This window comes from Vreelandella sp. 2A-K22 (assembly GCF_054065485.1).
The window spans coordinates 392,844-408,801 of record NZ_JBSUGC010000002.1 but is presented as its reverse complement, the minus strand read 5'-3'; the positions used below and the strand labels follow the sequence as shown (position 1 = coordinate 408,801).

The following is a 15,958-nucleotide window of genomic DNA, read 5'->3' as shown; positions in this document are numbered from 1 at the left end:
CCTCCTTGCAGGGGTCGCGTCATTATTAGATCAGGAATGGGTAGATTGTTTTTCTTCTGCTTTGGCTGCCTGCCAGTGGGCTTCCATTTCGTCTAGGGAAGCCTCTATTAATGGCCGCTGGGCAGCGCTAAGCTCGCGCTCGACAAAACGAAAGCGGCGCTCGAACTTGGCATTGGTAGCGCGCAGGCACTGCTCTGGATCGGCATTCAGCGTGCGGGCAAGATTGGTCACTGCAAACAGCAAATCGCCGACTTCTTCCTGGGCGTGCTGTTGATCACCGGCGGCGAGCGCCTCTTCTACTTCCGCCAGCTCTTCACGAATTTTAGCCACCACGCCGCGCGCATCAGGCCAATCGAAGCCTACTCGCGCGGCGCGCTTGGACAGCTTGGCAGCGCGGCTAAGGGCGGGCAGCGTGCGCGGCACATCGTCTAGCACAGAGGGCCGCTCAACAGCTCTCTCGGCACGCTCCTCGGCCTTCAATGACTCCCAGCGGCTGTTGACCTGCTGAGTTTGCACCTCTTCGGCACTCACTCCTGGCGGGCGGCGGGAGGCCAGCGTGCCATCCGGAAACACGTGCGGATGGCGGCGCAGCATTTTGGCGGTCAGCGTATCGACGATATCAGCAAAGTCGAAGCGCTGCTCTTCCGCGCCAAATTGAGCGTAGTAGACCACTTGAAAGAGCAGATCGCCCAGCTCGCCGGGCAGTTCGTCAAAAGCGCGTCGCTCGATGGCATCGGCGACCTCGTAGGCCTCTTCCAGGGTATGGGGCACAATGCTGTCCCAATCCTGCTGGAGATCCCAGGGGCAGCCCTGTTCCCGGTCGCGCAGCACCTGCATCAGGGTCAGCAGATCATCGATACCATGGCGCATTATGCCCCTCCCTTGCGAATTTGTTGTTCCGGGTCGGCGTTGCGCAAACGGCGCACTTCGGTAACGTTGGGTAACTGCTGAATGCGCGAGAACAACCGCCCCAGGGATTCAAGGCCATCGACTTCCAGGGTAATACGCAGCCGGGCAATGCCTTCATCGGTGTCCGTTAGCGTGTTCACGGCAAGCACGTTGACTTTTTCATTACCGAGCAGGCCCGTGACATCGCGCAGCAGCCCGGAGCGATCCCAGGCCTGAATCTCGATGGTCACCGGGTAGCGGGTCTGGGCGCGTTCGCCCCACTCCACTTCGATAATGCGCTGGGGTTCGTCCAGGCGCAATTGCAGAATATTACTACAGTCCTGGCGGTGAACGGTGACGCCGCGCCCCTGGGTAATAAAGCCGATAATCGGCTCGCCGGGCACCGGGCGGCAGCAGTTGGCCATACTGGTTTTCAGATTGCCGACGCCGAGCACCGTGATATCGCTTTTGGTGGCTTTGCTGGATTGGCGCTTAGGTTTGGCGAGCAGGCGATCGAGCTGCTCTTGGTCGTCGGTTTCACCAAACAGTTGCTGAGCCTGGTGCAGCACCTGACCGATACGCAGGTCACCAGCGCCGATGGCCGCGTACATGTCCTCGGCGTTTTGGTAGTTGACCGCCTTGGCCAGCTTGGGCAGATCGAGACCTTCCACATCCAGGCGGCGCATTTCACGGTCAAACAGCACGCGCCCCTCGTCCAGGTTTTGATCCCGTGCCTGATGTTTGAACCACGCCTGAATTTTGGCCCGCGCCCGGGAAGTGCGCACATAGCCCAAACTGGGGTTTAGCCAGTCGCGGCTTGGGCCACCTTTAGTGGCGGTAAGAATTTCTATCTGCTGGCCGGTTTTTAACTTGTAGGTGAGCGGCACAATGCGCCCATTAATCTTGGCGCCTCGGCAGCGGTGGCCAATTTCGGTATGCACCCGGTAGGCGAAATCGATCGGTGTGGCAATCCGCGGCAGGTCAATCACGTGACCGTCGGGAGTGAAAACGTAAATGCGGTCAGGGGCCACATCGCTGGAGAGCCCTTCGCGCAAATCGCCAAAGCCGCCCACCTCGTCCTGCCACTCCAGTACCTGACGCAGCCAGGCAATTTTCTCTTCGTAGCTACGGCTTTTGGCGTTGGTATCGTGGCCTTTGTAACGCCAGTGGGCGCAAACGCCCAGCTCCGCTTCGTCGTGCATGGCGAAGGTGCGAATCTGGATTTCGAGCACCTTGTTTTCCGGCCCCATCACGGCGGTATGCAGCGACTGATAGCCGTTCTTTTTGGGGTTGGCGATATAGTCGTCAAACTCGTTGGGCACGTGGTGCCAGCGCGAGTGAATAATCCCCAGCACGGTGTAGCAGTCCGCCACTTCCGGCACCAGAATACGCACCGCACGCACGTCATGAACTTGCGAAAAATCGATCCGCTTACGCTTCATTTTGCGCCAGATCGAGTAGATATGCTTAGCTCGCCCATCCACGTCGTAGCGGTGGATGTGCTGAGCTTCCATCAAGCCTTTGATGGTTTCGACCACATCGTGAATATAGCGGTCGCGGTCAAGGCGTTTCTCCGCCAACAGCTTGGCAATCGCCTTGTACTCATCTTCGTGCAGGTAGCGAAACGATAGATCTTCCAGTTCCCACTTAAGCTGACCGATGCCCAGGCGGTGGGCCAGCGGCGCATAAATATCGGCGACTTCACGAGCCACCAGTAAACTTTTTTCCCGGGGAGCGTCTTTTACCTGGCGTAGTGCGCAGGTGCGTTCGGCAATCTTAATGAGTGCCACGCGCACATCACCGACCATATTGACCAGCATCTTACGCAGGTTTTCCTGCTGATTGTGTTGGCCCATGCCATGGTCAGGCGCCAACGGGTAGCTAATAGCGGCCATTTGCAGCACGCCATCAATCAGACTGGCCACTTCTTCGCCAAAGCGTTTTGTCACGGACTCAAGGCTCAGCAGCCCTTCCCGCACTGCACGGTAGAGAACGGCGGCCTCAAGCGTGGCTTGGTCTAGCTTTAACTCACCAAGGATATCGGCCATTTCCAGGCCCATGCGAAAACTAGAGCCTGGCGATAGCCATACGCGATGGGTGCGCGGGGCTTCAAGCTCCAGTTGTTCGGCGAGTTCACAGGCGCCGACTAGACGCTCAGGCTCAGGTAGGCGCACATCCTCCTGCAGGCGCGTTAACCACTGCTGTATATCCACCTTTCCGCCCGCGGTTAGCGGCTGGTCTTCACGCACTTTCACCATGACAATTACTCATCCTTTCAGGGAGACGGTCTCTGCACGACCGCCACCGTGGCTTGATGCGATGGGGAAACGTCTAGTCCCCGTATTCGAACAGCATCAGCGTTTCCATATGCGCAGTGTGAAGGAACATATCCGCCACTGCTACTTGCTTGACCCGGTAACCCGCATGCACAAGATGTGCCGCATCCCGAGCAAGCGTCGCCGGATCACAGGAAATATAGACCACCCTGGGCACCGGGTGATGCGCCAGCGCCTGACAAATAACTTCGGCGCCGCTTCGCGGCGGATCGAGCACAAGCGCATCGCTACCGCCATGAACGGTCAACAGCTCCTTAACGCTGGCAGCGCTGTTTAAATCAGCCTGCTGACCGCTGACCATCAGTTGGTTGCGCTTAGCGTTAATCGCAATGCGCGCCACCATGGCGGGGTTACCTTCCACCGCATAGACCTCAGCACCCGCTGCCGCTATGGGGAGGCTGAAATTACCGATACCAGCGAACAGATCGAGTAATTTTTGCCCTGGCTTAGGCGCTAACCACTGGATGATCTGGGCGACCATTTGCTGGTTAACCGGGGCGTTGACCTGTAAAAAATCGCCCGGTGCAAAACTTAAGCTAAGCGGTGGTTGGCCAGTAATGGTTAGCGACTCTTCAAGCGCCGGCGCTGCGCCATGCCAGTGCAGTGTGGGTGTTTCACGCCCCAACCAAGTGCCCAGCGCCACTCCCTGCTGCTGCGCAAAGGCTTGCCAGCGTTCGGCGTCCCCGGCGTGCTCTTTTAACTGACGAACCAACACCACCTGCGCGGTCGCGGTCGCCAATAATTCGATGTGCCCTACCTGGCGCGGCGCCTCTAACGTACCCAGCAGCTCACGCAGAGGTGTTAATAGGCGCTGTAAGGGATCGACCAACACCGGGCAGCGTTCAATATCCACCAGGCGATGGCTATGGGCGGCACGAAAGCCCAGGCGCGTAGTGCCTTGGCTGTCGACTTTGACCCCCAGCCGTGCGCGGCGCCGATAGCCCTGATCGCTGCCTTGAATCGAGCCGATCTCACTTAGCGTTATACCCTGGCGAGAAAACAGATCGCGCACTACTTCTCGTTTATGGTCACGCTGGGCGTCGACACTTAGGTGCTGCAGATCACAACCGCCACAGTGGCCAAAATGCGGACAAGGCGGCTTGACGCGCAGCTCGGAGGTGGTCAGCAGCGATTTGATATGCGCTTCGTCAAAACGTTTGCGGGTGGTATGAATTGCCACGTCCACTTTTTCACCTGGCAGCGCCTGATCAACAAACACGGTTTTGCCGTTGGCTGAATGGGCCACGCCACGCCCATCATGAGCCAAACGCTCAATGACCAGCGGCGATGCGTCCTCTACAGCGGTATACGGAGCCTTGCCGCCCGGCGAACGCGCTAGCCCAGAATGACCTGAAGCGGGCCTGGGCGGCCGCCGTTTTCCCAACATGGCCATGGTTATACTCCTGGGGCAAATAGGCCAGTGGAGAGATAACGATCACCACGGTCGCAGACGATAAACACAATCACCGCATTTTCGGTTTGCTCCGCGATACGTAGCGCGCCGGCTAAGCTGCCCCCCGATGAGACCCCGGCCAGAATGCCCTCTTCACGGGCCAGACGGCGCATATGCTCTTCGGCCTCTTGTTGGCCAATATCAAGGGTGACATCCACCCGCGGCGCTTCAAAAATAGCCGGCAGGTACGCTTGTGGCCAGCGACGAATGCCGGGAATACTGGCGCCATCGGCGGGCTGCAAACCGACAATCTGAATAGCCGGGTTTTGCTCTTTCAAATAGCGCGACACCCCCATAATGGTGCCCGTGGTGCCCATCGAGCTGACGAAATGCGTCACCTCGCCCCCGGTTTGCTCCCATACTTCGGGACCGGTGGTACGATAGTGGGCCAGCGGGTTATCAGTGTTGGCGAACTGGTTTAGCGGCTTGCCTTCGCCCCTGGCGATCATGCCATCCGCAATATCCCGAGCCTCTTCCATACCGCCCGCTTTGCTGGCGGAAATTAATTTAGCGCCATAGGCCGCCATTGCCTGCTTACGCTCTTCCGAGGCGTTTTCCGGCATAACCAGCACCATCTGGTAGCCCTTAATCGCGGCCGCCATGGCTAGCGCAATACCGGTATTACCTGAGGTCGCCTCAATCAGCGTATCACCGGGGGCTATATCACCTCGGGCTTCTGCTTCATTGATCATTGAGAGCGCGGGGCGGTCTTTAACCGACCCAGCGGGATTATTGCCTTCAAGCTTGGCCAACAGGGTATTGTTACGCCCCGCGCTAATGCGCTTAAGGCGTACCAGGGGCGTGTTGCCAACCACATCTTCTATTGTGGGATAGCCCTTAAGATCGTTCATGAATGTTCCTTATCGTCACCGTTATGCTGCATTATATCGGTGCTGCCTTAGGCTGGACAGGCAACCTCATTGAATCAGCGAGCTTCTTTTCATGTCTTTGAATACCCGACTGCTGTTTGCGTTACTCGGTTTCCCGCTCCTGGTGTACGCCATGATGGCCGTACTGCTGGTTATACAGAGTGATACGCAAGCTCGCGAGGCACACCAAACGCGGTTAGAAAGCGTCGGCGAGCTGCTCGCCCCGAACCTTGCTGCTGCGGTCGCAACGGGTGATGAGCAACGTCTGGAAACCCTGTCGCGTCAACTCCTTGCCATGAAAGGACTGCGAGCGGTTGCGCTATTTGATGCCCAGGGCGACCGTCTATTATTACTCGGGCAATCCAACCTACCACCGCTAAACGCCCCAGATGATCAGCAATTGATTAAGCAGCAGGATGCATGGCGACTGCGCTTGCCACTGAACCCTCCTCAAACAAGTGTCAGCCAAGCTGGGGACAGCCGCGTTGGCTGGCTAGATATCGAGATGGATACCCGTACGCTAACCCTTGGTCGCTATAAGTTGATTGCCAGCCTTAGCTTGGGTGGCATGCTGCTTGGCCTGCTGCTGTTTTTAGTCGCTTTTGCGATCAGTCGCTATACCACCCGCCCGCTGGAAGAAGCCAACCAAGCCCTTTATCGGCTATCCCGCGGCGACTATCGGCTACATCTGGCGCCCTCTAATGCCACAGAACTCCATCACCTGAGTAGCTATATTAACGCCCTAGCCGAGCACTTTCAGCAAGCCCAGCGGGATATGCAAACGCAAATCGAGCAGGCCACCAGCGAGCTGCAAGAGTCCATGGAAACCATTGAAGAGCAGAATATCAAGCTCGATTTGGCCCACCGCAGCGCGCTGCGGGCTAATGCCGTGAAGTCTGAATTTCTGGCCAATATGAGCCATGAGATCCGCACACCACTAAACGGGATTATCGGTTTTTGCCGGTTACTGGGACGCTCATCACTGGATACGCGCCAGCGGGAGTGGCTGCAGCACGTACACCGCGCTTGCGACAACCTGCTTATGCTGGTTAACGACGTGCTCGACTTCTCCAAACTTGAAGCGAATCGCCTCACCCTGGAAGAGACAGATATCGACATTGTCGCACTGGTCGACGAAGTGGTCGGGCTACACGCCCCTGAAGCCCAGCGCAAGCAACTGCACTTGGTAGCCATGGTATATGACGATGTGCCTACCCCGCTAACCGGTGATCCGCTGCGTATTCATCAGGTATTGAATAACTTGATAGGCAATGCGCTTAAATTCACCCAGCACGGCGAGGTGATCGTGCGTGTCATGTTGGATAATTTAGAAGGCCAGCATGTGGTGCTTAATCTGAGCGTCAGTGACACGGGCATTGGCCTCAGCGATGCCCACCAGGAGGCCCTCTTCAGCGCCTTTTCCCAAGCAGAACCAAGCCACTCACGGCAATTTGGTGGCAGCGGCCTTGGGCTTACTATCTGCCGCCAGTTGATTGAACGCATGGGCGGCGAGATTGGCGTGGAAAGCTCGCTGGGCAAAGGAACCACTTTCTTCTTTACGCTGCCTATGCTGGCTCATAAAGCGGCCGAGCGACCTCCAGAAATTAGCTTGGCCAATCCGACCATTCGCCTATATGAAACTCATGCTCCAACCCGCCATGTACTGGAGCACTTGCTAGAGCGCTGGGAAGCACAACCCATCGCCTTTGATGTCTCGGAGCCAGCGAAATTGCTGATATTGGGACTTGAACACAGCGACTTTAGCCCCGAATGGCACGCTCACTGGCAAGCGGTGATTGATCAAACACCCTGCCCCACATTGATTTTAGCCAATGGCAATAGTTTTGACCTGCCGCCACTGCACTTAACCCATGGCGGCGAGACACTCTACAAACCTTTTTCCCGCGCGCAGTTGGTAACGACGCTCAAGCAGCTACTGCTATCTACGCACGTGCCGAATAGGAGCGAACAGGAGCTCCCCGCGTTACCAGCAGCGTCTCAGCCACTCAAACTGCTGATTGTCGATGACAATGCACCCAATCGTGAGCTGCTCAAAAACCTACTTGAAGACCCTGCCCTCCATGTCTCTACGGTAGAAAGCGGCCACCAAGCACTAGAATTCGCCCGTGCCAGTAACGTCGACATGGTGTTAATGGATATTCGTATGCCGGGGATGGATGGCGTACAAACCACCCAAGCATTGCGCCGGTTGAGTAGTACCTGGGCCCGCTGCCCCATTATTGCCGTTACCGCCCACGTGCTCAGCAATGAACGCCAGCAGTGGCTCGCGGAAGGTCTGGATGACGTGCTGGTAAAACCCATTGACGAAACACAGCTAGCACAGTTGCTCAACCGCTTTTTGGGGGTGACTCATCGGCTGACCGCCAGCATTGCAGAGCCGCCCTATCCACAGCACGACATTAACGCCACCCAGAGGACACGGGTTAGCCATGCGGCACCGGCCACGCTACCCATCATTGATCTGGAGATTGGCGCACGTTTAGCGGGGGGTAAGGAGCATCTGGCACGAGAGCAGCTAAAACGTCTGATCGACAGCTTGGATGAGAGTGAACAGCATATGCGCGCCGCTTTTGGTCAACAGCATTTGCCCACGCTGCTCGATTGGGTGCATGGTCTCAATGGCGCTAGCCGCTACTGCGGTGCGCCCGAGTTGGCCTTACTGGTAGAGACCCTGGAAACTCGTCTACGCACCAGCGGCTTAGACCATGTTGAGGGGCTATTGGAAGACCTTTACCGGGCAATGGCCCGGCTGCGAGCACTGCGCCCGCAGTTGGTTAGGCATTGATTGAACAGGCTTCAAGGCGTTGCCCATTAGATGCTTGGAATAAATGACATGACCCCAGCATTGGCTGATCTGGCGGCGAGCTGTTAACGCTCTAACACCACAAAAGCTACCGCATACTCGGCTTCATCGCTCAGGGTAACGTGGCTAGCGGTGACACCCGCCGCTTGCAATAGCCGCTCGGCTTCGCCATTAAGCAGGAAATAGGGCTTACCCAAGGCATCGTTCAACACCTGAATGTCCCCCCACTGCAGTCCTTGGCGCAGGCCTAAACCCAGCGCTTTTACAAATGCCTCTTTGGCAGCAAAACGCTTAGCCAGAAACGCCGCAGGTTGGGCTTTGTGTAGCCAAAGCGCCTGCTCATCGGGGCCTAAAATCCGCTCAGCAAAGCGTGGCCCGTGCCGTTTCATGGCCCGTGTAAAACGCTCCACACGGGCAATATCCGAGCCAATTCCCACAATCATCGCCTTAAAAACCTCTGAATAGACAACCTCTGATCAGTGCCCGCAGCAGCCATTATGAACATGCTCAGAGTGGTTTTCATGCTCATGATCGTGAGCATCGAGAGCCGCCATTAAGCCCGCCTCTTGGCCAGCGATGATCAAGCGTTTCATCTCCTGAACGGCCTCTTTGAGGCCCACAAACAGCGCACGGGCAATAATGGCATGGCCGATATTGAGCTCGTTAACGCCCGGCAGAGCCGCAATCGCTTCAACGTTATGGTAATGCAAGCCGTGACCGGCATTGACCACTAAACCCAGCGAGATAGCGTGAGTCGCTGCAGTCGTTAAGCGATGATACTCTGCATTCGCTGCATCGCTGCCGGGACGCGCTTCTGCGTAAGCGCCCGTGTGCAGTTCAATCGTCGGTGCACCGGCGCGCTGAGCAGCCTCAATCTGCTCCACGTCAGGGTCGATAAACAGGGATACATCGCAACCCGCCGCACTTAGCCGTTGGCAAGCGCTGGCAATGGCATCAAAGCCGCCGACAACGTCAAGACCGCCTTCGGTGGTCAGCTCTTCGCGCTTCTCAGGCACTAAACAGACATGGGCGGGGCGCACTTCTTCGGCCAGCGCCAGCATCTCTTCAGTAACAGCCATTTCCAGGTTCATGCGCGTATTAAGCATTTCGGCCAGAATGCGTACATCGCGGGGCTGAATATGACGCCGGTCTTCACGCAAATGCACCGTAATGCCATCGGCACCCGCCTCTTCCGCAACTAGTGCCGCCTGCACGGGGTCAGGGTAGCGAGTACCTCGGGCTTGGCGAAGTGTCGCAATGTGATCAATATTGACGCCTAACAGTATCCGTGGGGGGTGCATAGTTCCTCCAGCGCAACAATAAGGTAAGAGTATGTGAACAGGAAATTCAAAAATCAGGGACGATGACGACGCCGAGCTAAATCGAGCATCAGTTCTCGCGAACGCAAAACGGTGGTGCCAAGATGGGGTGCCAGCGCCGCTCGCATTACTACCTTTAATGCATTGGCAAGGCCTTCATGTTGCCAATCACCCTGCTCAATGTAACGTAACGTTCTGCCGTCGAGGCCACGCTCAGCAGGTATGAATGCCCGGCTGGCGGTGTCAAAACGGTAGCGGAGCTGAGGATCCAAAACGCTACCTTCTGGTGTCGCAAACTGCGGCGTGGCCTCGAGCGCCTCTAGCAGCGCCCACTCATAGCGGCGCAGCGCTAATGCGCGCTCCGCTGGCGCTGGCAGTGCTTCTAGTAGCGCGGTATAAAACGCGAAAACGTCAGGCGCCGGCAGTTCTAACGGCAGCAGCCGGGTGGCGATCTCATTGGCGTAAAGCCCGCACAGCAACCCCTCCCCGGCCAACAGCGCCGTCTGGCCGCGAGACTCCATCAACGTTAGCCGCTTTAAATCGCGGCTGCCCTGCCAGGTCACGAACAGTGGCGTAAACGGCTGCAGGCGTTGGCGCGATTTAGAACCGGGCCTTTGCCCACCATGGGCCACAGCACGCACTCTGCCGTGATCAAGCGTTAATAGATCCACCAGCGCACTGGTTTCACGATAAGGCCGACGGTGGAGCAAAAAAGCCGGCTCTGGCGACATCGCTACCTTCAATCGAGGTCGTAACCCAAGCTTTTCAAGGCGCGCTCGTCATCCGACCAGCCGCGTTTTACTTTCACCCATAAATTGAGCATCACTTTGGTACCCAGGGCGCGCTCCATATCCAGGCGCGCTTCACGACCAATGCTCTTGAGACGATCGCCGTTTTCACCAATTAAAATGACTTTTTGGCCTTGGCGCTCAACGAGAATAAGCGCGCTGATATGCGTTACACGCTCTGTCTCGCGGAACTCTTCAATTTCAACGGTCATCTGGTAAGGCAGCTCATCGCCCAGCTGGCGCATCACTTTTTCACGCACCAGCTCAGCGGCCATAAAGCGCAGGCTTTTATCGGTAATCTGGTCTTCAGGGAAGAAGTGGACACTTTCAGGCAGGTGTTTGGCCACTTCCTCTTCCAGAGTATCGACCTGAGTGCCATGCTTGGCTGAAATCGGCACGATAGCGGCGAAGTCGCGGCGAGCACCGACATCCGCCAGCCAAGGCAGCAAATCGCCCTTTTCGCCCAGACGATCGACTTTATTAACCGCCAAAATCACCGGCGCTTTTACGTGCTCCAGGCGCTTCAACACCGCCTGGTCTTCTTCCGTCCAGCGGGTGCGGTCGATAATAAATACTACGCAGTCCACATCACGCAGGGCCTGGGTAGCCGCCTGGTTCATAAAGCGGTTGATCGCTTTATTACGATCCTTGGACATGATGTGCATGCCCGGCGTATCAACATAGATGAACTGCGTCTCATCAACCGTTTTAATACCCATGACCTGGTGGCGCGTGGTTTGTGGTCGCCGTGAGGTAATCGATATTTTCTGCCCCAGAATACGGTTCATGAGGGTCGATTTGCCCACGTTGGGTCGGCCGACGATGGCAACGAATCCGCAGGTTTGGCTCATGATTTATCTCCAGGGCTTTTTTCGAGGTACGACAGCGCTTCTTCTGCCGCCTGCTGTTCAGCATGGCGGCGGCTTGGGCCTTTACCAGTGGTATGCTCAGCCAACAGGTCAATGTAGCACTCCACGGTAAAGGTCTGGGCATGCGCCTCGCCCTTTACGCAGACAACTTCATAGCGCGGCAACGCGGCTTGACGCGACTGCAAAAACTCCTGCAACCGTGTTTTGGGATCTTTTTGGGTATCTTGTAAAGAGATATTACCCAGCCTTTCCGCGTACCAGTCCAACACCCGGTTGCGCACCACATCCATCCCAGCATCCAGATAGATAGCGCCAATAATGGCTTCGACCGCATCCGCCAAGATCGATTCACGACGATGTCCGCCGCTTTTCATCTCGCCGGAACCTAGCCGCAAGCATTCACCGAACTCCATTTCACGGGCCAGTTCCGCCAGGGTTTGTCCTTTCACCAGTCGCGCGCGCAGGCGCGAAAGCTGTCCTTCACGGGCCTGAGGAAAGCGCTGAAACAGCGCCTCGGCGATGACAAAGTTGACGATGGAGTCACCTAGAAACTCCAGGCGCTCATTGTTACGACCACCGAAGCTGCGGTGGGTCAAGGCCAATTCCAGTAGCGTATCGTCGCCAAAGGTATGACCGATTCGTCGGCAAAAAGCGTTCAAGGAATTACTCACAGCTCTCCTACGTCATTGACGTTAACTAAAGTGACATAACTGACTAAATTCAGCACACGCAGCGTCTTCATTCAATGCGCCGCACGCTGGTAAAACTTGGCAACCCGCCATCCCAGTGCATCCACACCGCAAAGGCGCGGCCCACAATGTTCTCTTCCGGCACGAAGCCCCAATAGCGGCTGTCGTTGGAGTGGTCACGGTTGTCCCCCATCATGAAATAGTGCCCTTCAGGAACCTCCACTTCACGCATTTGCGGGCCAGGGTCTCGCGGGTTGTTATAAATAAAGTGCTCGGTGTCGCCAAGGCGCTCTTCTAACAATAGCTGCTGGGGCGAACCATCGGGCCCATCCTCGATCAGCTCTTTGGCCACCGGTTCGCCGTTAACGTAAAGCTGCTTTCCCTCATAGCGGATATGATCCCCTGGCATACCGACCACCCGCTTGATGAAGTTCACCGAGGGCTCGTCGGGGAAACGAAACACCATCACATCGCCACGCTCAGGATCATCGACTTCGAGAAAGCGGGTGTTGACTACCGGTAAGCGTAAGCCGTAGGCAAATTTGTTGACCAGAATAAAGTCGCCCACTTCAAGCGTAGGCCGCATTGAGCCAGAGGGGATCTGAAAAGGCTCAATGATAAAACTACGCACCACCAGCACCACCAGCAGCACCGGGAAAAATGAACGGGCGTAGTCAACCGGCCACGGCTCTTTAAGTAGCTTTTCGCTGGTAACTGGATCCAGCCCTTCCTGGGTATTGGCCTCTGCGGCGGCGAAGCGTTGGCGGCGCTTGGGCTTTAATAGCCACACGTCCAACAGGTAAATAACGCCCGAAAGCGCAACGGCAAGTACCAGCAGTAATGAAAAATCCATGAGTGGTGTTCTTTCCTAGTCGTTAACCTTGAGCACAGCAAGGAAGGCATCCTGGGGAATTTCCACACGCCCCACCTGTTTCATGCGTTTCTTACCCGCTTTCTGTTTCTCGAGCAGTTTCTTCTTACGGCTGACATCGCCGCCGTAACACTTGGCCGTCACGTTTTTGCGCAGCGCTTTCACGGTGGAACGTGCCACCACTTGACCACCAATAGCCGCCTGAATCGCCACATCAAACATCTGCCGTGGAATCAGCTCTTTCATTTTTTCCACTAACAAACGACCACGATGGTGGGCGTGATCACGGTGGATAATCACCGCTAGAGCGTCAACTTTGTCGCCATTAATAAGTACGTCAAGACGCACCAACTTGGCCATTTCAAAACGCTCGAAGTTGTACTCTAGCGAAGCGTACCCCTTGGAGATCGACTTCAGGCGGTCAAAGAAGTCCATAACCACTTCGGACATGGGCAATTCATAGGCCAACTGGATTTGGTTACCCAGAAACTGCATATCCAGTTGCGTGCCTCGGCGCTGCTCACACTCGGTGATCACGTTACCCACATACTCCTGGGGAACCAGAATGCTGGCGCGCACCACTGGCTCACGCATTTCATCCACGTCAGCCATATCGGGAAGCTTTGAGGGGTTGGAGACGTAGGTGACGTCGCCATTTTTCATCGCTAGTTCATAGACAACCGTGGGAGCGGTAGTGAGCAGATCGATATTATACTCACGCTCCAGACGCTCCTGGACGATCTCCATGTGCAGCGTGCCCAGAAACCCCACCCGGAAGCCAAAGCCAAGGGCATCAGAATTTTCCGGTTCATAGGCAAGCGAGGCATCGTTAAGCGCCAGCTTCTCTAGCGCATCACGAAAGTCTTCATAATCATCCGCACTGACCGGGAACATACCGGCATACACCTGCGGTTTTACTTTTTGGAAGCCAGGCAGACGCGCGACATCTGGCGTCTTGGTGTGGGTAATGGTATCGCCCACCGGTGCGCCGTGGATTTCTTTGATACCCGCGACAATAAAGCCGACTTCCCCGGCACGCAGAATCCCGGTCTGCTTACGCTGCGGGGTGAAAATCCCCACCTCAGTGGTGCCCCAATCGCGGCCCGTCGATTTAATACGGATCTTATCGCCTTTGCGCAGCGTGCCATCAAACAGACGAACCAACGAAACTACACCAAGGTAGTTATCAAACCAAGAGTCGATAATGAGCGCTTGCAGCGGCGCTTCCGGGTCGCCCTTGGGCGGCGGAATATCGCGCACCAAGCGCTCTAGCAAGGCATCAATGCCCAAGCCACTTTTGGCCGAGACCTGGCAGGCGTCGGTGGCATCCAGGCCGATAATCTCTTCAATCTCCTGGGAAACCTTGTCGCAATCCGCCTGAGGCAAATCGATTTTGTTGAGTACCGGCAGAACTTCTAGTCCCTGTTCGATAGCGGTATAACAGTTGGCCACCGATTGCGCCTCTACCCCTTGTGCGGCATCGACAACCAGCAACGCCCCTTCACAAGCGTAGAGCGAACGCGACACTTCATAAGAGAAGTCAACATGCCCAGGCGTATCGATAAAGTTCAGCTGGTAAACCTGGCCATCGGCGGCGGTGTAATCCAGCGTAACCGACTGCGCCTTAATCGTGATGCCTCTCTCGCGCTCGATATCCATGGAGTCGAGCACTTGCTCTTTTAGCTCACGCTCGGTTAATCCTTCGCAGGTCTGAATCAAACGATCAGAGAGCGTCGATTTACCGTGGTCGATGTGGGCGATAATAGAGAAATTGCGTATGCGGCTAATTTTGCTAGTTTTTTCTGCTGTCATGTAAAAATTATATCCGGGGTATGTACGCAGCCATGTACCGTTAAATAAATTGCCCTGGCGCGTTCAGTAGGTATTTGAGGGCATTGTACCGTTAGCGAGGATTAGGTGCTATGTTCATTGGAAAATGCAAGGAGCCCTCAATGGAAGCCCCCGCTGAATACTTTCGCCGCAAGTTAACAGATGAAGAATTGATCACCCACTTACGTGATCGGCCAAGCCACCGCGTTTGCCGTGAGGCTGCCTTGCGCCTTGAGGAGCTGTCCGGCGTAACGGTACCGAAACCTGAGTTTATCGAACGCCTGGACGACATGGCCGATGAGCGAAGAAACCGACGCAAGTAGATACCGCGCAACGCTATGGCGGGAAGCGCTTGAGCGCCGCGGCTGGAAAAATCTTCGCAAAGGCTTCCCTGGTAGCTGTGTGATCGAGTATCACGTTTTGTATCGAGGCTATCTATATAGTGATAGGTGTCAGGTCAATGGACTGAACAGTGGTGACGTGCAAACGCCAGGCACTACCCTGTTTTTGTTGCGTCGCACTGATATGATTCTGGAAGGGGTTTGGCGCAGGGCGCGCGTTCAAGGCGCGGAGATGGGCAGGACTGTGAGAAGGCTTGAGCTATGATTAGCCGCCCGTATTAATTGGATGTATTAAATCAGCGGAAATAATAAAAGGGGAAACAATGCGCTTCATAACAGCTTCAGCAGCGATAGCTTCTTTGGGTCTTTTTATTGCAGGTAGTGGATATGCGCTAAGCGTTGTAACACCGTGGCTGTCAGAGGAAGCCTGTATTATAAGCGTCGTTAAGTCCTCTTCTGCATCTCCCGCTTTTGGCACTCAGGCATGTCAGGATCGATTTTCCACACAACCTGCCTTTATTCAACTCTCCCAATCCGACTTTGACGTTATAGATGGCAAGGCGGGATTCGTGAACGGCTCTTTTTCTGCAAGAATTTACAATGGATCAGCACTTACTATAAGCAATCTAACAGTTGCGGTTATGGATCCTGAAACAGCAGACAGCGATGAGCCTGTTTCGCATTATTATGAAGTGGACGCCAATATAGCCCCCTTATCAAGCGGCTCTATTAGCTTTAATGTTTATGAAGAATACGATGAAGCCAGATGGTTTATAGCCAATGGTCGGGGTCGTTTAAGCGATTAAGCTAGGCCCTCGCTGTCCGCCGCAATTCAGCTAGCATGAAGCAATCGAATCAAATTCATGCTAGCCGCCCTGGGG

At 55.7% G+C, this 15,958-nt stretch carries 14 protein-coding genes; 3 read left to right on the top strand and 11 right to left on the bottom strand.

The features are described 5' to 3' along the window. Positions 1-30 precede the first annotated feature (30 nt). From mazG to cysM, 4 genes are all read right to left on the bottom strand, one after another. Positions 31-870: a nucleoside triphosphate pyrophosphohydrolase gene (gene mazG / locus ACW17M_RS04260; RefSeq protein WP_027959136.1), complete on the bottom strand. Its 840-nt coding sequence runs from the start codon at positions 868-870 to the stop codon at positions 31-33. Further along, positions 870-3,146, bottom strand: coding sequence for a GTP diphosphokinase (relA, locus tag ACW17M_RS04255; RefSeq protein ID WP_027959135.1), 2,277 nt, complete (start codon positions 3,144-3,146; stop codon positions 870-872). The genes mazG and relA overlap by 1 nt, the downstream gene beginning before the upstream one ends. Before the next feature lie 73 nt (positions 3,147-3,219). Next, the gene (locus ACW17M_RS04250; RefSeq protein ID WP_457546978.1) at positions 3,220-4,617 is read right to left on the bottom strand and encodes a TRAM domain-containing protein; all 1,398 of its coding nucleotides are present in this window, start codon (positions 4,615-4,617) and stop codon (positions 3,220-3,222) included. A 2-nt stretch (positions 4,618-4,619) separates the two neighbouring features. Further along, complete coding sequence (cysM, locus tag ACW17M_RS04245; RefSeq protein WP_009286444.1) at positions 4,620-5,528, bottom strand: cysteine synthase CysM; 909 nt, start codon at positions 5,526-5,528, stop codon at positions 4,620-4,622. Positions 5,529-5,619: 91 nt separating this feature from the next. On the opposite strand from cysM, the gene ACW17M_RS04240 reads away from it, so the two are divergent. Next, a complete protein-coding gene (locus ACW17M_RS04240) occupies positions 5,620-8,352 on the top strand; it encodes a response regulator (RefSeq protein ID WP_457546977.1) in 2,733 nt (910 codons plus the stop codon). 83 nt (positions 8,353-8,435) lie between these two features. Here the strand turns inward: ACW17M_RS04240 and acpS are convergent, their stop codons facing one another. The 7 genes from acpS to lepA all read right to left on the bottom strand — a co-directional run bounded on the left by acpS (position 8,436) and on the right by lepA (position 14,718). Further along, the gene (gene acpS, locus ACW17M_RS04235) at positions 8,436-8,813 is read right to left on the bottom strand and encodes a holo-ACP synthase (protein ID WP_027959133.1); all 378 of its coding nucleotides are present in this window, start codon (positions 8,811-8,813) and stop codon (positions 8,436-8,438) included. 33 nt (positions 8,814-8,846) lie between these two features. Further along, on the bottom strand, positions 8,847-9,671 hold the full coding sequence (gene pdxJ / locus ACW17M_RS04230) for a pyridoxine 5'-phosphate synthase (RefSeq protein ID WP_027959132.1): 825 nt from the start codon (positions 9,669-9,671) through the stop codon (positions 8,847-8,849). A 53-nt stretch (positions 9,672-9,724) separates the two neighbouring features. Continuing rightward, positions 9,725-10,420 carry a DNA repair protein RecO gene (gene recO, locus ACW17M_RS04225; RefSeq protein ID WP_161463431.1) on the bottom strand — a complete coding sequence of 232 codons (696 nt, stop codon included), beginning with the start codon at positions 10,418-10,420 and terminating at the stop codon, positions 9,725-9,727. 8 nt (positions 10,421-10,428) lie between these two features. Further along, complete coding sequence (gene era, locus ACW17M_RS04220; RefSeq protein ID WP_009286442.1) at positions 10,429-11,328, bottom strand: GTPase Era; 900 nt, start codon at positions 11,326-11,328, stop codon at positions 10,429-10,431. Beyond that, positions 11,325-12,017 carry a ribonuclease III gene (rnc, locus tag ACW17M_RS04215; protein ID WP_009286441.1) on the bottom strand — a complete coding sequence of 231 codons (693 nt, stop codon included), beginning with the start codon at positions 12,015-12,017 and terminating at the stop codon, positions 11,325-11,327. The genes era and rnc overlap by 4 nt, the downstream gene beginning before the upstream one ends. Before the next feature lie 67 nt (positions 12,018-12,084). Further along, positions 12,085-12,888, bottom strand: coding sequence for a signal peptidase I (gene lepB / locus ACW17M_RS04210; RefSeq protein WP_009286440.1), 804 nt, complete (start codon positions 12,886-12,888; stop codon positions 12,085-12,087). A 15-nt stretch (positions 12,889-12,903) separates the two neighbouring features. Beyond that, entirely contained in the window at positions 12,904-14,718 is a 1,815-nt protein-coding gene (gene lepA / locus ACW17M_RS04205) for a translation elongation factor 4 (protein ID WP_457546976.1), read from the bottom strand. A 140-nt stretch (positions 14,719-14,858) separates the two neighbouring features. Between lepA and ACW17M_RS04200 the strand changes: the two genes are divergently transcribed. Together ACW17M_RS04200 and ACW17M_RS04195 are read left to right on the top strand one after the other, a co-directional pair. Next, entirely contained in the window at positions 14,859-15,059 is a 201-nt protein-coding gene (locus ACW17M_RS04200) for a hypothetical protein (RefSeq protein WP_457546975.1), read from the top strand. A 341-nt stretch (positions 15,060-15,400) separates the two neighbouring features. Further along, positions 15,401-15,883, top strand: a complete 483-nt coding sequence (locus tag ACW17M_RS04195) for a hypothetical protein (RefSeq protein ID WP_457546974.1) — start codon at positions 15,401-15,403, stop codon at positions 15,881-15,883. The last annotated feature ends 75 nt before the right edge of the window (positions 15,884-15,958 follow it).

Excerpts from the sequence above, each read along its gene's own strand:
- mazG (WP_027959136.1), bottom strand. The coding sequence starts at position 870 with ATGCGCCATGGTATCGATGATCTGCTGACCCTGATGCAGGTGCTGCGC.
- relA (WP_027959135.1), bottom strand. The coding sequence starts at position 3,146 with ATGGTGAAAGTGCGTGAAGACCAGCCGCTAACCGCGGGCGGAAAGGTG.
- ACW17M_RS04250 (WP_457546978.1), bottom strand. The coding sequence starts at position 4,617 with ATGGCCATGTTGGGAAAACGGCGGCCGCCCAGGCCCGCTTCAGGTCAT.
- cysM (WP_009286444.1), bottom strand. The coding sequence starts at position 5,528 with ATGAACGATCTTAAGGGCTATCCCACAATAGAAGATGTGGTTGGCAAC.
- ACW17M_RS04240 (WP_457546977.1), top strand. The coding sequence starts at position 5,620 with ATGTCTTTGAATACCCGACTGCTGTTTGCGTTACTCGGTTTCCCGCTC.
- acpS (WP_027959133.1), bottom strand. The coding sequence starts at position 8,813 with ATGATTGTGGGAATTGGCTCGGATATTGCCCGTGTGGAGCGTTTTACA.
- pdxJ (WP_027959132.1), bottom strand. The coding sequence starts at position 9,671 with ATGCACCCCCCACGGATACTGTTAGGCGTCAATATTGATCACATTGCG.
- recO (WP_161463431.1), bottom strand. The coding sequence starts at position 10,420 with ATGTCGCCAGAGCCGGCTTTTTTGCTCCACCGTCGGCCTTATCGTGAA.
- era (WP_009286442.1), bottom strand. The coding sequence starts at position 11,328 with ATGAGCCAAACCTGCGGATTCGTTGCCATCGTCGGCCGACCCAACGTG.
- lepB (WP_009286440.1), bottom strand. The coding sequence starts at position 12,888 with ATGGATTTTTCATTACTGCTGGTACTTGCCGTTGCGCTTTCGGGCGTT.
- lepA (WP_457546976.1), bottom strand. The coding sequence starts at position 14,718 with ATGACAGCAGAAAAAACTAGCAAAATTAGCCGCATACGCAATTTCTCT.
- ACW17M_RS04200 (WP_457546975.1), top strand. The coding sequence starts at position 14,859 with ATGGAAGCCCCCGCTGAATACTTTCGCCGCAAGTTAACAGATGAAGAA.
- ACW17M_RS04195 (WP_457546974.1), top strand. The coding sequence starts at position 15,401 with ATGCGCTTCATAACAGCTTCAGCAGCGATAGCTTCTTTGGGTCTTTTT.